Raw genomic sequence first — 26,215 nt, 5'->3', positions numbered from 1 at the left:
GGATCGGCCGGTTCCAGCGCCAGATGGTGCCGTTGTGCAGGCGCAGGTGCGGCAGGCTGGGGTCGTTCTCCGGGAGTCGACTGGGCAACAGGATCGGAAAGTGTTCCCTGTTCTCGATGAAGGCCTCGGCGATGCTCTCGCGCAGGTAGCCGCTGCCGAAGGTCACGCGCCGCACCGGACCACGCGCCGATTCGCCGAATCCGCCCACCTCGACCGCCTGTTCGAACAGGGGGATGCGAGATTCCTCCCACAGCAGCCGGCCGAACAGGAACGGCGTGTTCCCACAGGCCGCCAGCACCGGCCCGGAGGCTGCCAGAGCGGCGTTGTATACGCGGTGGGCGACTGTCGGCTGCGTTTCGAGATGGATCTGAAAGGAGGTCGCCGCGGCCTCCAGCATCACGTCGCTGTGCACGTGGCTCAGGTGTTCCTGGCCCTCGATCTCCAGACGCAGCGGGCGCTGGGCGCGGCGTTCGAGCACCGCTGTGTTCAGCGCCCGATAGCGTGTGCGCCGGGACATGTGGTGCAGCCCGAGGTGCTGCGGCATCAGCGTCGGCAGCGAACCCGCCATCAGGATGTCGCCGCCCAGCTGCCGTGCCACGCGCTGCGCCCTGCGCAGGGTCTCCGACATCTCGGACAGGATCATGCAGAAACAGTCCGGACCGGTACGGAAGACGCTGGAGTTGATCTCGATGTTGAACTGGGCCAGTTCCAGGGTGGCCATTGGGCTGTCGAAGAGCTCCAGGAAGGCCTCGTTCTCGGCGAGAGGGGCGCAGTCGGCGTCGATCAGCCAGGCTTCGATCTCGAATCCGAGCCGCGGCTGCTGAGCCCCCGGATCCTCCCGGCTGCGGAGCCAGTGTCCCAGGCGCTCGGTTTCCCGACCCAGGTTGCCGGCGAAGCGAAGGAAGTCTTCCGGGGTGAAGCGTTCCTCGCTGATGTCTTCGCCCATGGCCTCAGTCCTCGTCTGCGTCGTCGCTGTAGAGGCTCTCCAGCAGATCTGCCCAGATCTGCTCATGGGTCTCGATGAAGGCCAGGAGTTGCTGCCGGAACGCCAGGTAGCGGGCCTCGAAGCGCGGGAAATCGCTTCCCTCCGCGACGAGCTTGGCGGCCCGGTCCGCCTGCAGCAGGCTGTCGCGCAGGTTCAGGCTTGCCGCCATCGCGCCCTTGACCCGCTCGCGCTCATGCGGGATCCAGCGTCGGTCCGAGAGCAGCGAGCGCAGGTTCTCCCCCACCTCGAGCACCCGCTTGCGCAGTCGCGGCAGGGCGCCGATGGTCCCGCTTTTCAGGTCGTCCCAGACGACCGCGACGATCAGTTCCGACCAGCTCTCGCGCAGGCCTGCCACGGTCTCCGGATCGAAGGCGAAAGATTTTTCGAGCTGTTTCGGGTCAAAGGACATGGCGCTTCCACGGGTTGAAGGAAAAATGTGCTGGAATACGGCCTTCATGGCTAGCGTCTAACACCGAACAAGAACAAGCAAGGCCGCTATGACGGTCGGGTGAGGAGAGAACTGATGGCAACGTGGCTCGCACAGCGACGTTTGCGACAGCAGGTATGCGACATGCGTCCACAGCTCTACCGGACCGCATTCGCCTGGTGTCACGACGCCGCTCTGGCCGACGATCTGGTCCAGGAAGCAATGATGAAGGCACTGACACGTCTGAAGACCCTGCAGGATGAGGCCGCGCTGAAGGCCTGGGTCTTCCGGATCATGACCAACTGCTATCGCGACTGGGGTCGGCGGCAGAAGGACACTGTGGACGTGGATAGCATCGATCTCCCCTGTGATGACTGCCCCGAGAAGCAGACGGAGCGCGGTCGTGTCGTGCAGGACGTCCGCCGGGCGATGGCCCGGTTGAGCGACGACCATCGACAGGTGGTGGCGCTGGTGGATCTCGAGGGCTTTGCCTACGCGGAGGTCTCCGAGGTGCTGGAGGTTCCGATCGGTACCGTGATGAGTCGCCTGAGCCGGGCGCGTGCGCAGTTGCGCAAGCTGCTGCTGGAGCAGGCCGCCCCGGAGTCGCCGACGCTGCGGCTGGTGAGGACGCACGGTGAGTGATACGCGGCCGAGCGACGAGATCCTGAATGCGTTCGTGGACGGGGAGTTCTCGTCCGAGGACCGCCTGTTGACGCTCAAATCCATCGCGGCCAGCGAGAATCTCAGCCGCGAGGTCTGTGACATGTACCAGCTCAAGGAGCTGGTGAACATGGCCTACAGCCAGGGCTCGATTCCCGATCCCAAGCGGCGCCCCCTGCGTAAGCGGGGGCGGCTGGGCGGCGGGTTGATCGCCATTGCCGCCAGCGTGGTCGCGCTGGCGCTGGGCACGGTCGCCGTGCTCGAGGTGAGCCGCGAGCAATCGGTGGATCTGCAGCAGGTTGCGCTGGTGTCCCAGGAGCGGGATTCGGCAGCGGGCGGGGAAATCGCGCCGGTCACGGACGTTCGACGGGTGCTGTTTCACGTGACCGACGTCGATCTGCGCGACGCCGAGGCCCTCTTCGATGACATCGAGCACATGTTCGAGACGGCCTGGCTCAACGACGAGCAGCTCCAGGTGCAGATGGTGCTGCACGGAACCGGGATGGATCTGGTGCGGGCCGACCTGGCGCCCTTCCCGAACCGCATCCGGGATCTGGTGCACACCTACGACGGGCTGCGCGTCACCGCCTGTGGGCAATCCCGCGCACGGCACGAGCGCGAGGAGGGACGCCCCGTCCAGTTGCTTCCCTGGGTCGAGGAGGTCGAGTCGGGCGTGCGCGAGGCCGCACAGAAACAGCAGGAGGGCTGGACCTATATCCGGGTGTGATCGGGCATTGTCCATTGGGGCAGTACACAGGCGCGGTGCGCGTCGGTGATCACCAGGCGAAAACCGCCGTTCATCGAGATGGAGCGAGAAGCAATGCAGAAGAAGGCCCTTTATTCGCTCCTGCTGGTGCTGGTGCTGGTCGTCTCCGGCATGGCAGTTGCCGCCACGCCCGACGACAAGACGCGGGTGGTCTACCACGTGAACCAGGCTGATCCGGGCCTGCACATCGCGGCGCTGCGCAACGTGCAGAATCACATCAATGCCGTTGGCGCCGATAAGATGGACATCAAGCTGGTGATGCACGGGGGCGGCATCAACCTGCTGCTGGGCGCCAACGAGAACCCCGATATCCAGTCCGCGGTCGACAGCCTGAAGCTGCAGGGCGTGGACTTCCAGGTTTGCCGCAACACGCTCACCTCCCGCCAGCTGCCGATGGAAGCGCTGTACGACACGACCGAGGCGGACATCGTCTTCAGCGGTGTGGCGCAACTGTCCATCCTGCAGCGCGAGGGCTACACCTACATCAAGCCGTGACCCGCTTCTCCCCCGACCCTCCTAGCGAGGGTGCTCTTCGGAGCCTTCAACCCGGTCCTGCCGGGTTTTTTTTTGCTCCAGGAGGCGCAGGCGCTCGGGGGTGCCGATGTCGATCCACTCGCCCCGGTGGATCTCGCCGGTGACCTGCCCGGCGGTGATGGCGTCACGCAGCAGCGGCGCCAGCGCCCGGCGGCCGCGGGGTAGGCCGGCGAACAGGCCGGGGCGGTACCAGCCGATGCCGGCGAAGGTATGGCGGGGGCCTCCGGAGAGGCCCACCCGGCCCTCCCGCAGCGTGAAATCGCCCTGTGGATGATGCTCTGGGTTTGCCACCAGCACCAGGTGCGCCAGCGCGTCGATGGCGAGGGCCGGCGGACGCAACGGGTGATCGCACCAGAGGTCGGCGTTAATGACCAGGAAGGGGCCGGATCCAAGCAGATCCAGCGCTTCGCGGATGCCTCCGGCGGTCTCCAGCGCGCCCGGCGGCTCCCGCGAGTAGCGGATCCTGACGCCGAGCCCGCCGCCGTCACCGAGGCGCGACTCGATCTGTTCCCCCAGGTGCCCCAGGTTGATCACCAGATCCCGGTAACCGGCCTCGTGCAGGCGCCGGATGGTGTGCTCGATCAGGGGGATGCCGCCGACGGTCAGCAGCGGCTTCGGTGTGTGGTCGGTGAGCGGGCGCATCCTTTCGCCGCGCCCGGCGGCGAGGATCATCGCACGCACGGTCGCCCGTCTCTGCGGAAATGCCGACGGAACCAGCTCGCGACCGGCTCCAGTTCCGGCTGCTCCAGACTACGCTCCAGCAGGCGCCAAAGCCGTGGCTGGTGGACCTGGTAGCCGGGCTTGTGATCGCGCCGGGCCAGCCGGGTGAAGATGCCGATGATCTTGACCGTGCGCTGCGCACCCAGGACCCGGTAATGATGCAGAAACGCTGCGGACGGCCAGCGGCCTTCGGCAAGCGTCGTTTCCAGGTTTTCCGCGACAACGTCGGGCGAGACATCGCGCCGCGCATCCTCCAGCAGGGAGACCAGGTCATAGGCGGGGCTGCCGAGCACGGCATCCTGAAAATCGAGCAGGCCGCAGGCGTCGGTCCCCCGGCCTGCCGGCAGCAGCATCAGGTTGTCGACGTGAAAGTCGCGCAGTACCAGGGTCCCGGGCAGGGCGGGCAGCGCGTCGAGCACCCCGCGCCAGGCCTGCTCGAAGGCGTCCTCGACCACCCGAGGCACGGCGGCGCCCCGGACCTCGGGCCAGTACCATTCGATGAACAGGCGGACCTCTTGCAGCAGGAGGTCCGTGTCGTAGCGGGGCAGGGCGTCCGCCTCGGGAAGTCCTGCCGCGCCGCGCTCGAGCCAGCGCGCCTGCAGTGCGAGCAGGGTCGAGGTGGCGAGCCGGTACAGTTCCGGTTCGGGCACGCCGTTCGCGAGGGCGCGGGTGAAGGTCCGGTCGCCGAGGTCCTCGAGCAGGATGAAGCCCTGATCCGGGTCGCTGGCCAGGATTCCGGGTGCCCGCAGACCGATCGCGTGCAGGAGTCCCGCCACCTGCAGGAACGGCGCAGTGTCTTCGCGTTCCGGCGGGGCATCCATGATCACGTGGCGGATCCCGCCCCGCTGACTGCGAAAGTAGCGCCGGAAGCTGGCATCGCTGCCCATCGGCTGCGCCGGGGTGAACTCCGGGTCGATGTTTCGCAGCCATCGGTTCAGCGCCAGGGCACGAGGGTCCGCGTCGACCGGCATTGCAGAGTCGCTCATTCGGCCAGCGCCGCCGGTCGGGTTCCGGGCACACGCCGGACCGTGGTGTCCAGCCCGCCGTCCGGGTACAGCCGCAGGATCCGGTAGCCGGCTTCGGCCGGGTCCAGCGCGAACAGCAGCGATCCCGGCTGGAACTGCACCAGGGTGGACGGGCAGCCGAGCAGACGGATCGAGCCGTGCATCCGGTCGAAGGCCTGGTGGATGTGGCCGAAGACGCAGGCGCGTACCTGCCGATGCTGCTCCAGCAGGGCCAGCAGTTCGCCGCCGTTGCTCAGGCCGATGCGGTCCAGCCACAGACTGCCCACCGACACCACCGGGTGATGTACGGCCACCAGCACCCAGTGCTCGGGATGCCGGCTGATCGCGTCTTCGATGCGCTGCAACTCCGTGGCGGAGGCCAGCCCCCCGGCATGCCCGGACCAGGAGGAATCGAGACCGATGATCAGCCAGTTGCCCAGGACCCGCTCGCCGTCGAAGCCATGCCCGGCGTCGATGAAGCTGCGGCGGGCGATCGCGTGATCGTCGTGGTTGCCGGCCAGCGCAACGATCGGGGCCGGTATGGCGGACAGATGCCCGAGGAGACGTTCGTATACCGGCGTCTCCGGGTCCTCGGCCAGATCGCCGGTGACCAGCACCAGGTCCGGCGCATCGTGCTGTCGTGTGAGGTCTTCGAGAACCGCAGCCAGCTGCGCATCGCTGTCAGGGTAACCGGAACGGATCGGACCGGGCGTCCGGCCCAGGTGCATGTCCGTGATCTGGATGACGGTGATGTCACTCTGCTTCGTCGCCACGTGGTCCCCCGATCTTGCTTCTCATGGTGCGGCCCGTTCGTCCGCGCGCAGTAAGGTAACGCCTTGGACTATACTGGTCGAATTGCAGGAACAATGACTACCGTTTCCCGCCCCGGCGATCCGGTCGGGACGCGTCGAGTGAAAGGACGTTGGCATGGACACAGCATCACAGGAATACCGACCCTCGGCCGACGAGCCGTACATGAACCCGCGCCAGCTCGACTATTTCCGGCGCAAGCTGGAGGTCTGGCGGGACGAGTTGATCGACGAATCCGAGCAGACACTGGAACACCTGCGCACCGAGAACTGGCAGGAGCCCGATCCGAATGATCGGGCCACCCACGAGTCCGAGGCCAGCCTCGAGCTGCGTACGCGGGACCGCTACCGCAAGCTGATCGGCAAGATCGACGCCGCGATCCGCAGGATCGAGCGCGGCGAATACGGCTATTGCGAGGAGACCGGTGAACCCATCGGGCTGGCCCGCCTGGAGGCACGCCCCATCGCCACCCTGAGCGTCGAGGCCCAGGAGGCCCACGAGCGGGACGAACATCGCCGGGCCGATTGACCGGCCATGCGCCTGATCCTGCTGCTCGCGGCCCTGCTGATCGTCGGTCTGCTGCTGTACCGGCAGATCGGCGGGATCCCGGATCGCTCGATCGACGTTCCTGCAGCCGGGTCCGGGCCTGAGGTGCCGCGCGTGCCGCAGCGGCCGCAGGACCTGCCCGTGTTCGAGGAACAGATGCAGCAGTTCATGCAGGACACGGGCGAGCAGCGGCGGCGTCAGCTGGAGGCGGAGGAACGTTGAGCCCACGGCCCTGCGCCACCCCGAAGGATGAAAGCGGAGCGCCTATGGAGTGCGGCGGCTTGCCGCCGCTGTCGGGAGCTGGGCGATTCCCCGCACCAAATAGCGGGAGCAAGCTCCCGCACTCCACAAGCGGGGCGGAAGAGGCCGTAGGCCGTCATTCGCCGTCGCGGCTAACTCCCGACTGTCAGCCGCCGCGGATGCGCCGGAGTTGCAGCATCCTGAGAATCCAGTAGATCGCGGTGGCTGCGAGCAGGTGCTTCAGGGTATGGCCGCTGATCCAGCCCGCGGTCAGCGAGTGGATGGCGTGGTCCTGATTCTGCGCCGCGAGCGCGAGCAGGTACCAGCCCGCGGCAATGATGAAATCCCCGCCACGGGTGTAGGGGCTGCGGTACAGCAGGATCAGCAGCGTGCCGACGATCAGCGGCAGCGCCTGCGTCAACAGGTACAGGCGCAGGTCGCCGGCGCCGTGGAGTTCGGTGAGCAGCCAGTGCGTGGTTCCGGCCATGCCCAGCAGAATCAGGATCGGCAGCGCGATCAGTCCCGCACGATGCTGCGTGCGCTCGCCGACGATCGCCGCGAAGACGGCCATGAAGGTGATGCTCATCGCCAGCCGGTCCCAGTACAGACGCTGGTGGGTCGGATCCCAGTGGTAGTAGGCCGAGCCGACGCCGACCAGCACGATTCCGCCGAACGCACACAGGTAGGGCCAGGCTTCGACGGGGTGCACGAAATGCCGGTGCAGCCGCCGCCGGTTGCGGAGGAACCAGGCCAGGCCCAGGAATCCCACCAGCACGAAGGCGAGATTCGACAGCACGTCACCGAAGTGTGGGATGCCCAGCAGGGTCCGCGTTTCGGCGAAGGCGTGGTAGGCCTCGGGCTGGGGCAGGGGTGGCAGCCAGGCGGTGAACGCCGCCATTGCCGTCAGGACCAGGGCCACCAGGGCTGCGCGCCAGTGCGTCGTCATGGGGCGATGATACGTGCAAGCGTGCCGCGGGAGGACCTTCGCCGGGAAGTCGCTACCCTCCCGGGAGCCTCGCGCGTGGCAGGATTCGGGAGATCGCATATGGCTGGCTGGCAATTCTGGATCGATCGCGGCGGTACCTTTACCGATGTCGTCGCACGCGGGCCCGACGGCGGCCTCATCACGCGCAAGCTGCTGTCGGAAAATCCCGAGGCCTACGCCGATGCCGCCGTGCAGGGAATCCGGGACGTTCTCGGGCTGGATCCCGGTGATGCGATCCCACGGGACGCGATCGATGTGGTGAAAATGGGCACCACGGTCGCGACCAATGCGCTCCTCGAGCGCAAGGGCGAACCCACGCTGCTGGTGATCACGCGGGGGTTCGGCGATGCCCTGCGAATCGGTTACCAGGCCCGCCCGGAGATCTTCGCCCGGCAGATCGTGCTCCCGGAATTGCTGTATTCGCGGGTCGAGGAGGTCGACGAGCGCGTCGGGGCCGACGGCACCGTGCTGGTGCCGGTGGACCTGGACTCGCTGCGGCCGCGGCTGGAACAGGCCCGCGCGGAGGGAATTCGGGCGGTCGCGGTCATCTGCATGCACGGCTACCGCTTTCCGGCCCACGAACGGGCGATCGCCGAACTGGCGCGCGGCCTGGGCTTCGCGCAGGTTTCGGTCAGCCACGAGACCAGTCCGCTGATCAAGCTCGTGGGCCGCGGCGACACCACGACCGTGGACGCCTATCTCTCGCCGATCCTGCGCCGTTACGTCGATCGCGTCTCCACGGCGCTGGGGCCGGTGCGCCTGCAGTTCATGCAGTCCAACGGCGGCCTCACCGATGCCAGGCTGTTCCAGGGCAAGGACGCGATCCTGTCCGGACCGGCCGGCGGCATTGTCGGCGCGCGCGAGGTGGCGCGCAGGGCCGGGTTCGAGCGGATCATCACCTTCGACATGGGCGGCACCTCCACCGACGTGGCCCATTACGCCGGGGAACTGGAACGGGTCTACGAGACCCAGGTCGCCGGGGTCCGGCTGCGGGCGCCGATGCTGGACATCCACACCGTCGCCGCCGGCGGCGGCTCGATCTGCTGGTTCGACGGTCTTCGTCTGCGCGTCGGCCCGGAATCCGCGGGTGCGAATCCCGGGCCGGCCTGCTATCGGCGCGGCGGGCCACTCACCGTGACCGACTGCAACCTGATGCTCGGGCGCCTGCAGCCCGAATTCTTCCCGGCGGTCTTCGGCCCGGCCCAGGACCAGCCGCTGGACCGCGACCGTGTGCAGGTGCTGTTCGGAGACCTCGCCGAGACGATGGTCGAGGCGGGTGCGCCCCGGCGCACGCCCGAGCAGTTGGCCGAAAGCTTTCTGAGCATCGCGGTGCAGCACATGGCCCAGGCGATCAAGAAGATCTCGGTGCAGCGCGGTCACGACCTGGCCCGTTATGCGCTGATCTGCTTCGGTGGCGCGGGCGGTCAGCACGCCTGCCAGGTCGCGGATGCCTTGAGCATGCGCGAGGTGGTTCTGCATCCGTTGGGCGGCGTGCTCTCCGCCTACGGCATGGGGATCGCCGAGGTGCGTGCAATGCGCGAACAGAGCCTGGAGTGCGCGCTGGAGGATCCCGCCGCTGCAGAGCGGATCGAGGCCTGCATCGAGCAGCTCCGCGAGGCCGCGCTGGACGAACTGGCCACGCAGGCACTGGGTGGGATGACAACGGGCGTCTTCCCCTCGGTGCAGATCCGCTACCAGGGCTCCGACACCGCGCTGGCGGTCCCGCTGGCGCCGGTGGCCGCGATGGCGGAGGACTTCCGGGAACGCTACCGGCAACGCTTCGGCTTCGTGCTGGAGGACCGCCCGCTGGTCGCCGCCACCTGCGTGGTCGAGGCCGTCGCGGGTGCGCGCGAGGGGGAGGCACGCCCCGCTCTGCCCCCGTCCAGCAAAACGCAGCCGGAACCGGCGACGCAGGTGGATGTGGGCATCGACGGATCCCGGCAGTCGACCCCGCTGTACCGGCGCGAAGACCTGGAGCCCGGGCAGACCCTTTCCGGCCCGGCGGTGGTGATCGAGGCCACCGGCACCCTGGTGGTGATGCCGGGTTGGACGGCTGCGGTCGGCGCGGAAGGCGTGCTGGTGCTGCGGCGCATGGCGGCGGCGAAGGCCGCCAGCCAGGCTGCGGGTACGGCCTGCGACCCGGGCATGCTGGAGGTCTTCAACAGCCTGTTCATGTCGATCGCCGAGCAGATGGGCTACACGCTGCAGAACACCGCGCACTCGGTGAACATCAAGGAACGCCTGGATTTCTCCTGCGCGCTGTTCGATACGGACGGCGCGCTGGTCGCCAATGCCCCGCACATGCCGGTGCACCTGGGTTCCATGAGCGCCAGCGTGCAGGCGGTGCTGCGCCGCTTCGGCGCGGACATCGCACCCGGGGACGTCTTCGTGTTGAACGACCCCTACGAGGGTGGCACCCATCTCCCGGACATCACCGTGATCACGCCGGTCTTCGACGACGGCGGGCGGGAGATCCTGTTTCACGTCGCCGCGCGCGGGCACCACGCCGATATCGGCGGGATCACGCCGGGTTCGATGCCGGCCTTCTCGCGCACGGTGGCGGAGGAGGGCGTGCTGATCGAGCCGATGCGCCTGGTGCAGGGCGGCCGTTTCCGCACCGAAGCGATGCTGGAACGCCTGACGCGGGGGCCGTATCCCGCGCGAAACCCGTCCCAGAACCTGGCCGACCTGCACGCCCAGGCGGCAGCCAACGCGCGCGGCGTCGAAGAACTGCGCCGGTTGGTCGGGCAGTACGGCGCCGCGACCGTGCGCGCCTACATGCGGCACGTGCAGGACAATGCCGCTCAGGCGGTCCGCACCGTGATCCGCCGCCTGCGCCCGGGCCACTTCTGCTACCCGATGGACAACGGCGGGGTGGTCTGCGTCGGCGTGGAGGTGGACCGCGAGCGCGAGTCCATACGCATCGACTTCAGCGGCACCACCGGTCAGCGCGAAGACAACTTCAATGCCCCCGCGGCGGTGGCACGAGCGGCAGTGCTCTACGTGTTCCGGACGCTGATCGACGACGACATCCCGCTGAACGAAGGCTGCATGCGTCCGCTGGAGATGGTGATGCCCGCCGACTGTATGCTCGACCCGAAGCCGCCGGCCGCGGTGGTGGCCGGCAACGTCGAGACCTCGCAGGTGGTCACCGATGCCCTGTACGGCGCTCTCGGCGAGATGGCCGCTGCCCAGGGGACGATGAACAATCTGACCTTCGGCAATGACCGCTACCAGTATTACGAGACCGTCTGCGGCGGCTCCGGGGCGGGTCCCGGCTTTCCCGGCGCCGACGCCGTGCAGACGCACATGACCAATTCCCGGCTGACCGACCCGGAGGTGCTCGAGACCCGCTTCCCGGTGCGGGTGGAGCACTTCGGCCTGCGCCGCGGCTCCGGCGGCGAGGGCCGCCAGCGGGGCGGCGACGGGGTGATCCGGCGTCTGCGCTTTCTGGAGGACATGGAGGTCATCATCCTGGCCAACCGGCGCCGGGTGCCGCCATTCGGACTCGCGGGAGGCGCAGCGGGCCAATGCGGCCGCACGTCGATCGAGCGTGCCGACGGTTCGATCGAGCGCCTGGATTCCTGCGACCGACGGGCGGTTCGCGCTGGCGACTGCGTCGTCCTCGAGACGCCCGGGGGCGGTGGGTACGGCCCACCGTAGGGTGCCGTGAGGCGCAGCCAAACCGCGCCCGGTCCGGACCCCGCACCGAAAACGCCGGGCGCTGGAATTCGCGTCGCTCACGGCCCCTTACGCGGGCCGCGCAGTGGAACCGATCGCCATTCGCCCAGTCGATGAGAAGGAAGTGACCAGGGGGCGGTATGCAGACATTGATCGATTGGGCGGAGCGGCGCTGGCTGCCGGACGCCGCGGTTCGCTTCGGCATACGGCAGCTGCTGCGGCAGCGGCTGCGCGACGCGGGGCGGGAGGTCGAGGCCGCGATGGAGCAGCGGCAGGCGCTGCTCGAGGCGATGCGGGCCGCCCCGGTGGCGCTGTCGACCGAAGTGGCCAACGAACAGCACTACGAGGTCCCGGCCGACTATTTCCGTCTTTGCCTCGGCGAGCACCTGAAATATTCCTGCTGTCGCTGGGATGAAGACGTCGGCGACCTCGACGCCGCCGAGGCGCGGATGCTCCGTGTCACCTGCGAGCGCGCCGGTCTCGCGGACGGGCAACGCATTCTCGAACTGGGCTGCGGCTGGGGTTCGCTGTCGCTGTGGATGGCCGCGCACTATCCCGGCAGCGAAGTCACTGCGGTTTCCAACTCGCATTCACAGCGCGCCTTCATCGAGGCGTGCCGCGACGAGCGCGGCCTGGGCAACCTGCGCGTGGTCACCCGTGACATGAACGAGTTTGCCCCGGATCAACCGGGGTTCGACCGCGTCGTGTCCATCGAAATGTTCGAGCACATGCGCAACTGGGAGGAGCTGCTGCGGCGAGCATCGACCTGGCTGCGGCCCGGCGGCAGGCTCTTCGTGCACGTATTCAGCCACCGCGAGCAAGCCTACTTCTTCGAGAGCGAGGGTGCGGGGAACTGGATGGGTCGTTACTTCTTCCGTGACGGCCTGATGCCCTCCGACGACCTGGCACGGCACTTCCAGGCCGATCTGCAGGTGATCCGGCAGTGGCGCGTCAACGGGCGGCACTACGAGCGGACCTGCAACGAGTGGCTGCGCCGGCAGGACGCGGCGCGGGATGCGATCATGCCGCTGTTCGAGCAGACCTACGGCGCCGACGCGGGGCGGTGGTTCCAGCGCTGGCGCATGTTTTACATGGCCTGCGCCGAGCTGTTCGGCTACCGTGACGGCAACGAGTGGTTCGTCTCCCACGTGCTGTTCCAACGCCCCGAAGAGGCCGGACCCGGGTGATCGTTTGGCCAGCGTGCGTACGCGCGGGCGTGCCGGCGGGAAGTTCCTGAAAACGGTGCCCTGAAAACGGAAGGCCTGAAAACGGAAGGATGGATTCGATGACGCTTTTCATCATGGGACTGCTCGCGGCGATTGCGCTGATGAGTCTGGTCTGGATCTTCAGCGTACCGCTCCGTGACGCGAGCCTGGTGGACCGCGTTTGGGGGCTGGGCTTCATCGTCGTCGCATTCGTATGGTGGCTGCTCGCGGGCACACCGGCGACGGCCTGGGTCATGCTCGTGCCGGTGACGCTCTGGGGCCTGCGCCTGTCGGCGCACATCAGCTGGCGCAACTGGGGTCATGGCGAGGACGCCCGGTACTCGGCGATGCGCGAGGACCGCTCCGACTACGCCTTCGCCGTGCGCAGCCTGTTCACGATCTTCTGGTTGCAGGGCGCCCTGGTGGCGGTGATCGGGCTGCCGATGCTGGCCAGCGTGCAGGGTGGCAGCCCGCTCTGGACTCTCGTGTGGCTGGGCTGGGCGGTCTGGCTGTTCGGCTTCGTGTACGAGTCGGTCGCCGACTGGCAGCTTGCCCGTTTCAAGGCCGATCCCGCAAACCGGGGCAAGGTGATGGATCGGGGTCTCTGGCATTTCAGCCGGCACCCGAACTACTTCGGCGAGATCGTCCTCTGGCTCGGCTACGGCCTGATCGCGCTGGCGTTCGGCGGCTGGTGGGCCCTGCCCAGCGTCGCGTTGATGATCTTCCTGATCCTGCGGGTTTCCGGCGTGACGCTGCTGGACCAGCATCTGAGCGGGAGCCGGCCCGGTTATCGCGAATACGCGCAGCGCACCAACGCTTTGATCCCGGGGCCGCCCAGGGCCTGATGCCGTCGCCCGGACGCGTGGGGCTTGCCGTTGGCGGCCCACCCGGGCAGGATCGCACTGTCCGGCCCCTGTCTTCAGGGCCGCGAAACGATACAATGCGCCGATGCCGGATCTGTCGATGCCCCTGAACCCGTTCTTTTTGGTGCCCCATGCCACCTGACGCTGCCAGCGCGAGGGGAACGACCCTGCGCGCCATCGAACTCAAGGGCCGGATGATGCTGGTCTCGATCCTCCGCCTGCACACCGTTGACGCCGCGGAGCTCGACGCCGCACTGGGCGCCCGCATGGCAGAGGCGCCCGAGTTGATGCGCGATATGCCGGTCGTGGCGGACCTGGAGGGGCTCGGTCCGGTGCCGGTTCCTGATCTGCTGGTCGCGCTCGAGCACGTGCGTCGGCATGGCTTCAAGCTGATCGGCATCCATCAGGGCGCCACCGCCACCGAACCCCTGGCCGAGGCCAGCGGCCTGCCGCTGCTGGTGCTGGGCGGCAAGTCCGCGTCGGAGGCCCCCGCGCCGCGTGCGAAGCCGGCCGAAGCCGCCCCGCCCGAGGCGGCGGCGCCGGTTCCCGCGGTGCACACCCCGACCCGGGTGGTGAACCAGCCGGTGCGTTCGGGACAGCAGATCTACGCGCGGGGCGGCGACCTGATCGTGACCGGTGCGGTGTCGGCCGGGGCCGAGGTTCTTGCGGACGGCCACATCCACGTTTATGGCACGCTTCGCGGCAGGGCCCTCGCGGGGGTGCGCGGCCTGGTTTCCGCCCACATCTTTTGCCGGCGCCTGGATGCGGAACTGGTGTCCATCGGCGGACACTACCGGATCGCCGAAGACATTGTCGACGGCGAGCGCGGGGAGAATCGCCTGGTCACCCTGTCCGGTGAAACCATTCACATTACGGAAATCTAGGCGATCGCAAGACGCCGTACTCAAGGAGATGCAGGCTCTATGGCACGCATTGTAGTAATTACCTCGGGCAAGGGCGGGGTTGGCAAGACCACCACGTCAGCCGCGATCGCAACCGGTCTCGCCCTGCAGGGGCGCAAGACGGCGGTCGTGGATTTCGACGTGGGTCTGCGCAACCTCGACCTGATCATGGGCTGCGAGCGCCGGGTGGTGTACGACTTCGTCAACGTGATCAATGGCGATGCCAATCTCCGTCAGGCACTGATCAAGGACAAGCGCACCGACAATCTCTTCATCCTCCCCGCGTCCCAGACGCGCGACAAGGAGGCGCTGACCACCGAAGGTGTCGAACGCGTGCTGGGCGAGCTTGCGAAGGAGTTCGAGTTCGTGATCTGCGACAGCCCGGCCGGGATCGAGCGCGGTGCGCTGATGGCGTCGTACTTTGCGGACGAGGCGATCGTCGTGACCAACCCGGAGGTCTCGAGTGTTCGGGACTCCGACCGCATGCTGGGCATTCTCGCCAGCAAGACGAAGAAGGCGGAGCAGGGTGGAGGGGCCATTCCCGCGACGCTGCTGCTGACCCGGTATTCGCCGGCCAGGGTCGACAAGGGCGAGATGCTGAGCATCGAGGATGTGCAGGACATCCTGTCGATCGACCTGCTTGGAGTGATCCCGGAATCCCAGGCGGTGCTGAATGCCTCGAACTCCGGCGTCCCGGTGGTGCTGGACGAGGATTCGGATGCGGGCCAGGCCTACCTGGACGCCGTGGCACGGTTCCTGGGTGAGGAGCGTCCTTACCGCTTCACCACGCTAGAGAAAAAAGGCTTCTTCGGACGCCTGTTCGGGGGCTGACCGGCATGGGTATCTTCGACTACTTCCGCTCCCCGAAGACCAGGTCGGCGTCGCAGGCCAAGGAAAGGCTGCAGATCATCGTCGCCCGCGAACGCGCGCACCGCTCGGGACCCGACTATCTCCCGGCGCTGCACCGCGAAATCCTGGCAGTGATCCGCAAATACGTGCACGTCGACGACGAGGCCGTGCAGATGAACCTCGAACGCGAGGGCGACTGCGAGGTCCTGGAGTTGAACATCACCCTGCCGGAAAAGGACTGACCCGCCGACCTTCCGGGGCGCCGACAGCGCCTTCTGTCGTCTACCGGCGCAGGAAACGCAGCCACGCCCAGATGTTGAGCAGGCTCATCAGCGACTGCGCGACGTAGGTGTAGGCGGCCGCCTTCAGGATGCGGTGCGCGTGCCGGTAATCGGTGTCGTGCAGGTAGCCGCCGTCGCGCAGGATGGGCATGGCCCTGCCGAAACTGGCGTCCAGTTCGGTGGGCAGCGTCACCAGGTGGACGATCGCGGCCAGTCCCATCGACAGCAACCCGGCCAGCAGGAACAGAAGCCCGGGTGCCGGATGACGGGTGATGATCGTGATCACCGGGATGGCCAGCATCATGAAGGCACCGAGACGTTGTCCGCCCGAAGCCCAGCGCACCAGTTCGCCGCGCAGCTTGAGCGGCGTATAACCCTCCGCATGCTGGATCGCGTGTCCGACTTCGTGCGCGGCCACGGTCACCGCGGTCAGCGAACGGCTGTGGTAATTGCCCTCGGACAGGCGCACCGCCCGGGCCTCCGGGTCGTAGTGATCGCCCTGTTCGGTGACCTCCACCGCCACGTCGTGCATGCCGCGCTCGTTCAGCAGGTGCCGCGCCAGCTCGCCGCCGGTGCCCTGGTAGCGGTCGGCCGGTTGGCTGTACTTTTCCATGGTCCTGCGCACCCACCATCCCGGCCCGTAGGTGGCCAGTATGAGGAGCGGAATCAGGATGATCAGCAGCCGTGCCATGGCCGTTAATCTAATCCATCCGCGTCAGAGTTTCCGTTTCCCGTCCCGTTGCCGCGTGATGGAACCGGTTCAGGAATCGTCGCCCTCGTCGAAGTCGCCCTTGTGTTTCGGATTGGCGCGCGCACGGGGATCCCGCGCGAAGGATTCCGGCTTCTCCGCTGCCTCCTCCCGACCCTCGGCCGGCCGGTGCACCACCTGCAGATGCGCCGCGGGTGCCGAGCCCTTCTTGTCCTCGCCGAAATAGAGGGTCATGTGCGGGAACGGGATCTCGATGCCGGCGGCGTCGAAATGGCGCTTCACCAGGCGGTTGTACTCGCGGCCGATGCCCCACTGCTCGCCCGGCAACGTCTTGATCCGGACGCGGACGTTGACCGAGCTGTCGGCCAGGGCGGTGACGCCGTGGACCTCGAGTTCGCCGACGATCTTCAGGCCATGTTCCGGGTGGGCACGCAGTTCCTCGAAGGCCTGGCGCAGGCGCACGATCACCTCGTCGGTGTCCTCCCGGTAAGCGACGCCGTATTCGCCGAGGTGATAGCCGAAGTCGCGGGTGAAATTCGACACCGTGCCCACGGACGAGAAGGGAATCACGTGAAAGGTTCCGGACAGGTCGCGCAGGCCGAGCGAGCGGATGGTCATTTTCTCCACCGTGCCGGTGGTGCCGGCCACCTGTACGACGTCGCCGGTATTGATCGCGTTCTCCAGCTGGATGAAGACGCCGGTGATGATGTCCTGGACCAGGGTCTGCGCACCGAAGCCGATCGCCAATCCGAGGACACCGGCACCGGCGAGAAGCGGGCCGATGTTGATGCCGATCTCGGCCAGCACGACCATCGTCACCAGCACCACCAGCGCGATCGCGATTGCGTTGCGGAAGATGGTCAGCAGGGTCTTCTGTCGTGCGCTGGGCATCCCGCGGCCGGTATCCGGGCTCAGCTTGTGCTCGATCCAACTCGCCACGACCAGCCAGAACAGCGCCGCGATCCCGAGGATGATCGCCACCGAGAGCACCTTCCCGAGCAGTCCGGCACCGACGTCGGATGCCAGCCACGCGCCGAGGTTGAACACGGCCCACGCGTCGGCGATCACCGCCAGCACGACCAGCAGGATCGCGATGCGCATGACCTTCAGCGAGGTCGGGATGTAGGCGTTCAGGCGCTCCTCGAGCATCGGGAAGTTCCGCCGGGTCTCGTCCGGAAGGTGAATCCGGCGGCTGATGACCTGCGTCAGCAGCGCGCCCACGAAGAAACCCGCGATGATCGCGAGCAGGGTCTGGCCGGTGGCCATTGCCATGAACGGCAGCGCATCCTCCGGGCGAGTGATGCTGACGGCGGCCAGTGCAGCGAAGTAGAGCAGCGCCACCCAGTGCCAGATGCGCCCGAGCGTGGTCAATGCGAAGCGGGAGAACATCAGCCCGCTGCGCTCGCCCGCCTCCAGCAGCTTCTGCCGGACCCGGACCCGGTTCTGCAGGATGATGGCGACGGCGTAGCTGAAGGCGACGAGCATCACCAACAGGCCCACCGAGCGGCCGGCCGCGGTCGATACGTTGTAGTTCACGATCGGAACGATCAGCAGCAGACCGTAACCGATGAAGCCGACCATCCGGCTGAGCCAGGCGTTCCAGTAGGCAGCCTCTTCGCCGGCCATCGGAAGGACGCGCAGACCCTGGTAGCGGCTCGCGAAGAGCAGCCGTAGCGCGGCCTTGGCGACCTCGATCAGCAGAAAGGCGTTCAGGAAGAGGGAATGCCGGATCTCCATCAAGCCTGCGTCGCCCAGCACGAGCAGGGCCAGCCCGTAACCGGTGACCCAGGCCAGGACCACCACCAGCAGGTCGATGGCGGCCGCGAGCAGGACCGCAGGAACGGTGCGCAGCAGCAGCATCGTTTGGTTGGACGCGAGAACCCAGCGGTCCATCGCAGCGAACAGCGGCCGGGCGAGCCGGCGCAGGACCAGGAAAACGCCGACAGTCACGGCGATCAGGATGGCGAGGTCGAGCACGGCCAGTCCGAATGCCACCCAGTCTGCGTCCCTGAGGGTGTCGAACACCTCGCGCGCCATCTCGACCTGGCGGCGGATCTCGGCGACGCCGCCTTCCGCCGCCTGCTGCGTCAGCTGCGCGATCTGGCGCGGCAATGAGACGGCCTCCGGTTCCGTTTCCGGCGCTGCCACGGGATCGTCGGGCCCGGCCGCGGGCAGGCCCCGCAGCCGCTCCAGCAAGCGTTCCCGCGCGTCGGGGTCTTCCAGGACCGAGATCAGGGCGTCGACGGTGTCGGCCTCGCTGGCACTGGCGGCGCCCACCGCGACCGGGATGATCGCAAGGAGCAGCAGCCATGCGAGGAGTGGGCGAAGGACGTTGTTCAGTCCCCGGCGGGATCGTCTCGACACGGCGCTGCTCCAGGTTTGCGGTCTGTCTTGGCTTCCGGGCTTGGTGTCGGGAAGTCTACCGGCTCGCTGCCGGAGGTGGCCAGCCAGAGCCAGGGTGTCCTTCCCGGGCGAGGTCCAGAGGCTCCAGCCAGCCGGGTCCCAGCTGGGACATCTGCCGCTCGATCCAGCGCGCCCGGTTGCGCACGGTCTCGCTGGGACGGGTGGGGGAATAGACCTTCGGGTTCGGCAGCACCGCGGCCAGCAGGGCCGCCTGCTCGCGGCTCAGTTCCCGGGCCGTGATGCCGAAGTGGTAGCGTGCCGCGGAATCGATGCCGAAGACGCCCGGACCCCATTCGGCGAGATTCAGGTAGACCTCCAGAATCCTGGCTTTCGGCCACAGCGCCTCGATGGCTACGGTGAAGCCGGCCTCCAGGCTCTTGCGTGCAAGACTCCGGCCGTGCCATAGGAACAGATTCTTCGCCGTCTGCTGGCTGATGGTGCTGGCGCCACGGAGGCGTCGGCCCTGCCGGTACTCGTTCACGGCCTCCTGCATGGATTGCCAGTCGAATCCGCCGTGCAGGGGAAAGCGCTGGTCCTCGGCCGCGATCACCGCCAGCGGCACATGCACCGGGAGTTCGTGCACCGGCTGCCAGTGCCGGCGCAGGGATGGCGCGATCGGGCCGGCGGCCTCGCTGAACATGTACATCGAGTACGGCGGGTTCACCCAGCGCAGCAGCAGGACCAGCAGCAGAGCTAGTCCCAGCAGCAACGCCAAGGTGAGGGCTGCGGCGCGCAAAATCCGGCGGAGCAGCGTCCTGCGCGGGGCGCGTGGCCGGCGGGTGCGTGCTGGGGAGGGGGATCGCGTCATCCGCCTATTCTGCCAGACCATGCCCGGTTGCTTCGCTGCATTCCGCAGGCATCCGGCGTTCTGATGATCACGGAGGCTTCGCATGAGCCTTACCCCGTAGGAGGCGAGCCCTCTCGCCGATCTGGCGCCGAAAAACCCATCGGCCAGAGGCTGGCCTCCTACATCCACGCCCCTTGAAGCAGCACGAATCTGAACACGGGCGGAGCTTTCGTGACAATCAGGCCTGGTGCTGCCTGGCTGCCCCTCGGTAAAAGAGCCGCCCGGGTATCGTCCCGACCATCAAATCCAACCCCGGCTGAACTAACTGCCGCGAAATCGGCCGAAATCGGGGTATGCATCAAGGCCTTCGCCCGGGAGCCGGACATGTCGGAAACGGAGTCCATACAGGCCGCCAGCGTCGATCCCGAGGAGGTGGCGCGGTATCAACGGCTGGCCGAGACCTGGTGGGACGAGGAGGGGCCGTTCTGGCCCCTGCACGTGCTGAACCGGCTGCGCAGCAGCTGGGTCGTCGAGCACCTGACCCGCGAACTGGGCCGGGACCCCGAAGTCCAGCGCCCGCTGGCGGGGCTCCGGATGCTCGACGTCGGCTGCGGCGGCGGCATCCTCTCGGAGAGCATGGCGCGTCACGGGGCCGAGGTCCTCGGAATCGACGTGACGCCGCGCAACATCATCGTCGCGGGCAGCCATGCCGAGGGCAGCGGCCTTGCGGTGGAGTACCGTCACGTGGCTCTGGAGGACCTCGCCGAGGACGGGTTCGACGTGGTCCTGAACATGGAGGTGATCGAGCACGTGGTCGACCCGCAGGCGTTTCTCCAGCACTGCCTGGCGAAGGTACGGCCCGGAGGTTTCCTCGTCCTGGCGACCCTGAACCGAACCGTGGCGTCCTACATCGCGGGCATCATCGGTGCCGAGTACATCTTTCGGGTGCTGCCGCGGGGCACTCATCAGTGGCGCCGGTTCGTCCGGCCCCGCGAACTGACCCGGCCGCTGGAAGCGGCCGGTTGTCGCATCGTTGCCCGCTCCGGGGTTGCCGTGAACCCCGTCAGCAGGCGGATGCGCCTGACGCGCTACGAAGGCGTCAACTACATGCTGATGGCGAACGTTCCAGCCGCCATCGGAACCTGACCAAGATTCCCCGACCCTGGAGAAGACCATGGACTATCTGCCATATCGTTTCACCACGCCGACCGGGGATGCCATCTCCTTTGAATTCAGACTGCACCCCGAGACCGGCTCCGCAACCCGAGTACACCAGCTGCTGGATCGCATTCTGGAGGTCGTGAACCACGAGATCGCACTGCTGGGCGAGACCCGCAACGGCGACCTGCTGCAGGCCCTCGCCATGGCCATTGCGGTGCGCACGGAAATGATTCCCGCTGATCCCGAGCTGACCCGGGGTCTGGCCCGCGACGTGCTGGAACAGGCGCTGCGTTCGCTGCAGACGGCGACGCACGACGCACCGACTGCGGGTCACGCCTGACGACGAGCCGCCCCATGTGGGTCAGATGGCCGCCGCGCCGATCCCTGCGAGCAGGGCGGCGCCGCGCGCTGCCTCCTCGTGTTCGGCACGCAGCACCGGTACCCCGGTGATGCGCTCCCGCAGCGCGGTCCATTGCGCGTTCGCGGCGCCGCCACCGACGGTCACGATCGCGGTCACGGGGGCCGCACCCAATGCCTGCAGCCGCTGGTAGCCGGCCGCCTCGATGCGCGCGATGCCCTCGAGCAGGCCCTGCAGGAAGCGTGCGTCGCTCGCGGGGCGCGGTGTCAGGCGCGGTCGCCGCGCGGGATCGCTGACCGGGAACCGCTCGCCGGGGCGCAGCAGCGGGTAGTAATCCAGCCCCGTATCCCGGGCCGGGTCGATTTCCCGCGCCAGCGCCTCGATCTCGGCAGGCGAGAAATGGGCCGCCAGGACCGCGCCGCCGCTGTTCGAGGCCCCGCCGGCCAGCCAGCGGCCCAGCACGCGGTGGCTGTAGACGCCCGCGGCCGGATCGAACAGCGGCTGCTCCGACAGCTGCTTCAGCACCAGCGTGCTGCCCAGGCTGGTCACGCCGGTCCCGGGCTGATCGACGCCGGTGGCAAGAAAGCCCGCAATCCCGTCGGTGGTGCCGGCGACGACCCGGCTGTCCCTGTGCAGGCCAGTCTCGCGCGCCACCGCTGCGGTGATCCGGCCCAGGGGCGTTCCGGCCGGCACGATCTCCGGAAGCAGATCGGCGATCGGCCCCAGTTCCCGTAGCCACCAGTCGGGCCAGCGGCCCTGCATCGGGTCGTAACCGAGCTTCAGGGCGTTGTTCTCGTCGCCGCGATCGTGGCGGCCCTGCAGGCGGCCGCTGATCCATTCCGCCTGGTGCAGCACCCGGGCGGCGCCCTTCAGCCAGCCCTGGCGGCGCAGCCACAGCAGCTTGGCCGCCGACGACGACGCCCCATGAGCCGCACTGGACGGCGGCGCAATCCCGCGCAGGTGCTCGCCTTCGTCCACCGCCCGGGCGTCGTTGTACAGCAGCGCGGGCCCGATCGGGTCGCCGGCGCCATCCACCGCGAGCAGCGTCGCCGAGGTGCCGTCGACGGCGATGGCCACGGGCGCGTCGGGCAGGCGCCGTGCGGCCTGCCGGAGCAGGTCGGCCACGGCCGCCCACCAGACCTCGGGATCATCCGGCCCGCCGGGTTCTTCGTTCCGGAAGCCCACCGGCCACGCGCGGCGAAGGGCGCCCTGGGAGGCCCCGGCGGCGTCCAGGATCTCGGCGCGGACGCCCGAGGTTCCGAGGTCGATCCCGATGCAATGCCGGATCAAGTGGGATCCGCTCGCCCAGTCGGGCGGCGCGCCTCAGGAACGCGTCGGCGGGGGCAGGCTGACCGGTGCGCTCGGGCTCCATCCCTCGGCCCGGTGCTCCGCCACCACCTGCGTGTACACGCCCCCACGCACGTTGAAATCGGCGGTCAGGCGCATGAAGCGCGGCTGCAGGGCCGCCACCAGATCGTCCAGGATGCGGTTGGTCACCGCCTCGTGATAGGCGCCCTGGTCGCGGTAGGACCAGATATAGTTCTTCAGCGACTTCAGTTCCACGCAGGCCGCCGCGGGCACGTACTGCAGGTGCAGCTCCGCGAAGTCGGGCTGACCGGTGGCCGGGCAGAGGCAGGTGAACTCCGGGATGCGGATATAAATGGTGAAGTCCCGCTCCGGCTGGGGATTAGGAAAGCTGTCCAGGGTGTTGCTGGGTTCGCTGGGCATCGGGGATCCTTGTTGTCAGCAGTTTTCTGGCGCCTGGCAACAAGCCGGGCCGAACCATGTAAGATTCTACCCGTTGTCCCCACTGGACCCCCTACACCCGTGCGACTTGCCCGTATAAAACTGGCCGGCTTCAAGTCCTTCGTCGACCCGACCCTGCTCGTGCTGCCCGGCAACCGGGTCGGTATCGTCGGGCCGAACGGCTGTGGCAAGTCCAACACCATCGACGCGGTGCGCTGGGTGATGGGCGAGTCCTCGGCCAAGCACCTGCGTGGCGATTCGGGCGAGGACGTGATCTTCAACGGCTCGGCCTCACGCAAACCGGTGGGTCAGGCGAGCATCGAACTCTTCTTCGACAACAGCGAGGGACGCCTGGGCGGCGAGTACAGCAGCTATGCCGAGATCTCGGTGCGCCGCGCCCTGACCCGGGACGGCCAGTCGAAGTACTACCTGAACGGCCTGCGCGCGCGCAAGCGCGACGTCACCGACATCTTCCTCGGCACCGGCCTGGGACCTCGCAGCTACGCGATCATCGAGCAGGGCATGATCTCGCGCCTGATCGAGGCGCGGCCGGAGGAACTGCGCGTCTACCTGGAGGAGGCGGCGGGCATCTCCAAGTACAAGGAGCGCCGGCGCGAGACCGAGAACCGCATCCGCCACACGCGCGAGAACCTGGAGCGGCTGGACGACGTCCGCGAGGAAGTGGACCGGCAGGCGGCCAAGCTCACCCGCCAGGCCGAGGTCGCCGAGCGCTACCAGGACCTGGCCGCGACCCGGCGCCAGCGCCGCGCGGAACTGCTTTTGCTGCGCCTGCGCGGCCAGGAGGAACGGCTGGCCCGCGAGAATCAGGAACTCGTGGCGGCGGAGACCGCGCTGGCCGGCCTGCAGACCCAAGGCCGGAGGAGGGAGACCGAGGCGGAGCAGCAGCGGGTGCTGCGGGCCGATCTCGAACGGGATCTGCAGACCGCGCAGGCGCAGTTCTACGACGTCTCGGCCGCCGTGTCGCGGCTGGAACAGTCCATCCGCCACGCCGAGGACGAACTCCAGCGCGAGGCGCGGGAACAGACCCAGCTGGATGCCCGGATCCGGGATTCCGAGCAGGCCCTGGCCACCGCTCTGCACCGGGTCGACTCCGCGGAGACGGCGATCTCGACCCACGAACTGGACTACGAGGCGGCTGCGGAGGCGCTCGAACAGGCGGAGCGCGCTGCAGAGACCGCGGAACAGGAGCTGCACGCGGCTCGCGAGGCCCGTTCGTCCTGGCACCAGGCGATGGCCGAGCCCCAGCAGGCCGCCCAGCTCGCGCGTACCCGGATGGACCACGCGGATCAGCTGCTGCAGCGGGCGCGGCAGCGGCGCGAGCGCTTGCTGGAGGAACAGGGCCGGTTGCCGCAGGAAGATGGCGGGGAAGCCCTGCGGCTTGCCGAGGAGGAATTCGCCGCGGCCGGCCAAAGCCACGATGCCCTGCAGCAGCGCCGCGAAATCTTGCGCGACGATCTGGCCGCGCAGCGCCGGGACCTGCAGGCCGAGCAGGACGCCGCCCATGCCCTCGAGCGCAAGGCCCGCGAGATCGCCGGACAGCTGTCGTCGCTGAAGATCCTTCCCGGCATGGACCAGGACGAGGACCGCGGCCGTTTCGAGCAATGGGCCAGGGAGCAGGGGATCGACCCCAGCCAGCGCGTCGCCGCACAGATCGATGTCGATCCGGGCTGGGAGGCAGCGGTCGAGGTGGTGCTGGGGCAGTGGTTCGAGGCGGTCCTGATGTCCCTGTCCGAGATGCCGGCGAGCCTGCCCGGGGCGGCATTCCGCGCGCTGGACCCGGTCCCCGATGGCAGCGTCTTTGCCGGGGACTCGCTGGCCGCGCGGGTCCGGGGCCCGGATGCGCTGCGGGCGCATCTCGCCACGGTGCACTGCGTGGACACGGCGGCCCAGGCGCACGAGCGTCTGCGCTCCTGTGCACCTGGCGAGAGCGTGGTCACCCGCGACGGGACCTGGGTGGGGCCGGGCTGGCTGTGCCATCGCACGCTGGACCGACAGGTCCAGGGCGTGATCGAGCGCCTGCGCCTGGAACGGGCGCTGGAGCAGGAGGCCGTCGAGCTAGGGACCCGCGGCCAGGAGTCTGCGTCCGGGCTGGATGCGCGCCGCGAGGCCATCCACCGGGTCGAGGGCGAGCTCGAGCAGGTCGAGGCGGGGCTGCGCGAGAGCCAGCGCGAGGTGGCCGGTCGCGAGGCGCAACTCCAGCGGCTGCGCGATCGTGCCCAGCAGGCGGATGAGCGGCGCCGGCTCCTGTCCCGGGAGATCGGGGAGCTGGAAGAGGAGATCGCACGCGCCTCCGAGCAAAGGGATGCCGCGCTGGCGGAGCGGAACGAGGCCCTGGCGCACCTGGAGGGGCTGGACCGCGACAAGGCCGATCTGGACCAGGGCAACCAGCTGGCGCAGGAGCGTCAGCAGGCCGCACGCGCAGTGGTACAGCAGGCGCGCGAAAGGGCCTCGGCCGCCCGTCTCGCGCTGCAGGAGGCCCGGCACCGGGTGGCCCTGGAGCAGGGACACCGCGAACGACTCGAGCAGCAGACGGCGCAGGATCGGGAGCGTCTGTCACGGCTCGAGGAGGCGCGCACCGGACGCCTCGCGCCGCTGGACGGCTGGCGCCAGGAGTTGCAGGAGAAACTCGAACAGCGGCAGGCGTCCGAGATCGGGTTGACGGCGGCACGGTCGGCACTGGAGGATTGCGACACGCTGCTCCGGGAACTGGCCGGGCAGCTGCGCACGCTGGGCGAACAGATCGAGGCGGGCCGCGGCGCCTGCGAGGAACGCCGCCTGGGTCTGCGCGAACTCCGGGTCCAGGAAGAACAGATTGCCGCGCAGCTGCACGAGAGTGGCCTGGACCCGGAGGCCCTCGCGGCGGAACTGCCGGAAACGGCTGATCTTCCGTCCTGGGAAGAGGCGATCGCGACGCTGGATCGGAAGATCGAGCGTCTGGGCCCGATCAACCTGGCCGCGATCGAAGAGGCGCGCAGCCTGGTCGAGCGCAGCCAGTACCTGCGGGAACAGCACGATGACCTGATCACGGCGCTGGAGACGCTGGAACAGGCCATGCACAAGATCGATCGGGAGACCCGCGCCATGTTCCGGGCGACCTACGATAAGGTCAACGAGGGCCTCGGACAGAAGTTCCGGCGCCTGTTCGGCGGCGGCGAGGCGCGCCTGGAACTGACCGGCGACGATCTGCTGGACACCGGCGTTGCCATCATGGCACGCCCCCCCGGGAAACGCCTCTCGACCATCCACCTGATGTCCGGTGGCGAAAAGGCGCTGACGGCGGCGGCGCTGGTGTTCGCGATCTTCGAACTGAATCCCGCGCCCTTCTGTATGCTCGACGAGGTCGATGCGCCGCTGGACGAGGCCAACGTCGGCCGCTTCTGTGCGCTGTTGCAGGAAATGTCGGAACGCATCCAGTTCATCTTCATCACACACAACAAGACGACCATGGCCATGGCGGAGCAGTTGATCGGCGTTACCATGCACGAACCCGGCGTGTCGCGCCTGGTCAGCGTGGACATCGATGCCGCGGTGGAACTGGCGGACGCCTGACGGAACGCGAGAGGTTTTTTTCT

At 68.2% G+C, this 26,215-nt stretch carries 25 protein-coding genes; 14 read left to right on the top strand and 11 right to left on the bottom strand.

Annotation, left to right across the window (positions count from 1 at the left end; translation table 11 throughout):
* Positions 1–946: glutamate--cysteine ligase (locus EA346_RS05010; RefSeq protein ID WP_296756291.1), on the bottom strand; the 946-nt coding region annotated here is incomplete at its 3' end.
* Between the two features lie 4 nt (positions 947–950).
* Positions 951–1,394 carry a hypothetical protein gene (locus EA346_RS05005; protein WP_296756289.1) on the bottom strand — a complete coding sequence of 148 codons (444 nt, stop codon included), beginning with the start codon at positions 1,392–1,394 and terminating at the stop codon, positions 951–953.
* Between the two features lie 114 nt (positions 1,395–1,508).
* On the opposite strand from EA346_RS05005, the gene EA346_RS05000 reads away from it, so the two are divergent.
* The 3 genes from EA346_RS05000 to EA346_RS04990 all read left to right on the top strand — a co-directional run bounded on the left by EA346_RS05000 (position 1,509) and on the right by EA346_RS04990 (position 3,333).
* Positions 1,509–2,054: a sigma-70 family RNA polymerase sigma factor gene (locus tag EA346_RS05000; protein WP_296756288.1), complete on the top strand. Its 546-nt coding sequence runs from the start codon at positions 1,509–1,511 to the stop codon at positions 2,052–2,054.
* Positions 2,047–2,799, top strand: coding sequence for an anti-sigma factor (locus tag EA346_RS04995; RefSeq protein WP_296756287.1), 753 nt, complete (start codon positions 2,047–2,049; stop codon positions 2,797–2,799). Before EA346_RS05000 ends, EA346_RS04995 begins: the two co-directional genes overlap by 8 nt.
* Positions 2,800–2,892: 93 nt before the next feature.
* Positions 2,893–3,333, top strand: coding sequence for a DsrE family protein (locus tag EA346_RS04990; RefSeq protein WP_296756285.1), 441 nt, complete (start codon positions 2,893–2,895; stop codon positions 3,331–3,333).
* A gap of 21 nt (positions 3,334–3,354) precedes the next feature.
* Here EA346_RS04990 and murU read toward each other — a convergent pair whose 3' ends face one another.
* From murU to EA346_RS04975, 3 genes are read right to left on the bottom strand one after another with little or no spacing between them, the layout of a single operon-like run.
* Positions 3,355–4,053 (bottom strand): N-acetylmuramate alpha-1-phosphate uridylyltransferase MurU, encoded by a 699-nt coding sequence (gene murU, locus EA346_RS04985; protein WP_296756283.1) that lies wholly within the window; start codon positions 4,051–4,053, stop codon positions 3,355–3,357.
* Positions 4,041–5,078: a phosphotransferase gene (locus EA346_RS04980; RefSeq protein WP_296756282.1), complete on the bottom strand. Its 1,038-nt coding sequence runs from the start codon at positions 5,076–5,078 to the stop codon at positions 4,041–4,043. Before EA346_RS04980 ends, murU begins: the two co-directional genes overlap by 13 nt.
* The gene (locus tag EA346_RS04975; protein WP_296756280.1) at positions 5,075–5,869 is read right to left on the bottom strand and encodes a metallophosphoesterase; all 795 of its coding nucleotides are present in this window, start codon (positions 5,867–5,869) and stop codon (positions 5,075–5,077) included. Before EA346_RS04975 ends, EA346_RS04980 begins: the two co-directional genes overlap by 4 nt.
* Before the next feature lie 154 nt (positions 5,870–6,023).
* On the opposite strand from EA346_RS04975, the gene dksA reads away from it, so the two are divergent.
* On the top strand, positions 6,024–6,434 hold the full coding sequence (dksA, locus tag EA346_RS04970) for an RNA polymerase-binding protein DksA (protein ID WP_296747349.1): 411 nt from the start codon (positions 6,024–6,026) through the stop codon (positions 6,432–6,434).
* A 6-nt stretch (positions 6,435–6,440) separates the two neighbouring features.
* Positions 6,441–6,674, top strand: coding sequence for a hypothetical protein (locus EA346_RS04965; protein ID WP_296756278.1), 234 nt, complete (start codon positions 6,441–6,443; stop codon positions 6,672–6,674).
* 184 nt (positions 6,675–6,858) lie between these two features.
* Here EA346_RS04965 and EA346_RS04960 read toward each other — a convergent pair whose 3' ends face one another.
* On the bottom strand, positions 6,859–7,638 hold the full coding sequence (locus tag EA346_RS04960; RefSeq protein ID WP_296756276.1) for a ceramidase domain-containing protein: 780 nt from the start codon (positions 7,636–7,638) through the stop codon (positions 6,859–6,861).
* 99 nt (positions 7,639–7,737) lie between these two features.
* On the opposite strand from EA346_RS04960, the gene EA346_RS04955 reads away from it, so the two are divergent.
* The 6 genes from EA346_RS04955 to minE all read left to right on the top strand — a co-directional run bounded on the left by EA346_RS04955 (position 7,738) and on the right by minE (position 15,419).
* Positions 7,738–11,340: a hydantoinase B/oxoprolinase family protein gene (locus tag EA346_RS04955; RefSeq protein ID WP_296756275.1), complete on the top strand. Its 3,603-nt coding sequence runs from the start codon at positions 7,738–7,740 to the stop codon at positions 11,338–11,340.
* A gap of 158 nt (positions 11,341–11,498) precedes the next feature.
* Positions 11,499–12,545 carry a cyclopropane-fatty-acyl-phospholipid synthase family protein gene (locus tag EA346_RS04950; protein ID WP_296756273.1) on the top strand — a complete coding sequence of 349 codons (1,047 nt, stop codon included), beginning with the start codon at positions 11,499–11,501 and terminating at the stop codon, positions 12,543–12,545.
* Between the two features lie 89 nt (positions 12,546–12,634).
* Positions 12,635–13,408: a DUF1295 domain-containing protein gene (locus tag EA346_RS04945; protein WP_296756271.1), complete on the top strand. Its 774-nt coding sequence runs from the start codon at positions 12,635–12,637 to the stop codon at positions 13,406–13,408.
* Positions 13,409–13,557: 149 nt separating this feature from the next.
* The gene (minC, locus tag EA346_RS04940) at positions 13,558–14,310 is read left to right on the top strand and encodes a septum site-determining protein MinC (protein WP_296756270.1); all 753 of its coding nucleotides are present in this window, start codon (positions 13,558–13,560) and stop codon (positions 14,308–14,310) included.
* A gap of 39 nt (positions 14,311–14,349) precedes the next feature.
* On the top strand, positions 14,350–15,159 hold the full coding sequence (gene minD, locus EA346_RS04935; protein WP_296756268.1) for a septum site-determining protein MinD: 810 nt from the start codon (positions 14,350–14,352) through the stop codon (positions 15,157–15,159).
* Positions 15,160–15,164: 5 nt separating this feature from the next.
* The gene (minE, locus tag EA346_RS04930; protein WP_296747340.1) at positions 15,165–15,419 is read left to right on the top strand and encodes a cell division topological specificity factor MinE; all 255 of its coding nucleotides are present in this window, start codon (positions 15,165–15,167) and stop codon (positions 15,417–15,419) included.
* Positions 15,420–15,459: 40 nt separating this feature from the next.
* Here minE and EA346_RS04925 read toward each other — a convergent pair whose 3' ends face one another.
* From EA346_RS04925 to mtgA, 3 genes are all read right to left on the bottom strand, one after another.
* The gene (locus tag EA346_RS04925; RefSeq protein ID WP_296756267.1) at positions 15,460–16,149 is read right to left on the bottom strand and encodes a zinc metallopeptidase; all 690 of its coding nucleotides are present in this window, start codon (positions 16,147–16,149) and stop codon (positions 15,460–15,462) included.
* Positions 16,150–16,218: 69 nt separating this feature from the next.
* On the bottom strand, positions 16,219–18,459 hold the full coding sequence (locus tag EA346_RS04920; protein ID WP_296756294.1) for a mechanosensitive ion channel domain-containing protein: 2,241 nt from the start codon (positions 18,457–18,459) through the stop codon (positions 16,219–16,221).
* 127 nt (positions 18,460–18,586) lie between these two features.
* Positions 18,587–19,378, bottom strand: coding sequence for a monofunctional biosynthetic peptidoglycan transglycosylase (gene mtgA, locus EA346_RS04915; protein ID WP_296756264.1), 792 nt, complete (start codon positions 19,376–19,378; stop codon positions 18,587–18,589).
* Positions 19,379–19,741: 363 nt separating this feature from the next.
* On the opposite strand from mtgA, the gene ubiG reads away from it, so the two are divergent.
* Both ubiG and EA346_RS04905 read left to right on the top strand, forming a co-directional pair.
* Complete coding sequence (ubiG, locus tag EA346_RS04910) at positions 19,742–20,503, top strand: bifunctional 2-polyprenyl-6-hydroxyphenol methylase/3-demethylubiquinol 3-O-methyltransferase UbiG (RefSeq protein WP_296756263.1); 762 nt, start codon at positions 19,742–19,744, stop codon at positions 20,501–20,503.
* Between the two features lie 28 nt (positions 20,504–20,531).
* Positions 20,532–20,858 (top strand): hypothetical protein, encoded by a 327-nt coding sequence (locus EA346_RS04905; protein WP_296756262.1) that lies wholly within the window; start codon positions 20,532–20,534, stop codon positions 20,856–20,858.
* Positions 20,859–20,879: 21 nt separating this feature from the next.
* Here EA346_RS04905 and EA346_RS04900 read toward each other — a convergent pair whose 3' ends face one another.
* Positions 20,880–22,166, bottom strand: coding sequence for an FGGY-family carbohydrate kinase (locus EA346_RS04900; protein WP_296756261.1), 1,287 nt, complete (start codon positions 22,164–22,166; stop codon positions 20,880–20,882).
* A gap of 33 nt (positions 22,167–22,199) precedes the next feature.
* Positions 22,200–22,604 carry a preQ(1) synthase gene (gene queF, locus EA346_RS04895; protein WP_296756258.1) on the bottom strand — a complete coding sequence of 135 codons (405 nt, stop codon included), beginning with the start codon at positions 22,602–22,604 and terminating at the stop codon, positions 22,200–22,202.
* A 99-nt stretch (positions 22,605–22,703) separates the two neighbouring features.
* Between queF and smc the strand changes: the two genes are divergently transcribed.
* Entirely contained in the window at positions 22,704–26,192 is a 3,489-nt protein-coding gene (smc, locus tag EA346_RS04890; RefSeq protein ID WP_296756255.1) for a chromosome segregation protein SMC, read from the top strand.
* Positions 26,193–26,215 lie beyond the last annotated feature (23 nt).

This window comes from Thioalkalivibrio sp. (assembly GCF_007692535.1).
In the GTDB taxonomy this organism is placed as follows: Bacteria; Pseudomonadota; Gammaproteobacteria; order Ectothiorhodospirales; family Ectothiorhodospiraceae; genus Thioalkalivibrio.
The sequence above is the reverse complement of the archived record's forward strand: the minus strand, read 5'-3'. Positions and strand labels throughout refer to the sequence as shown.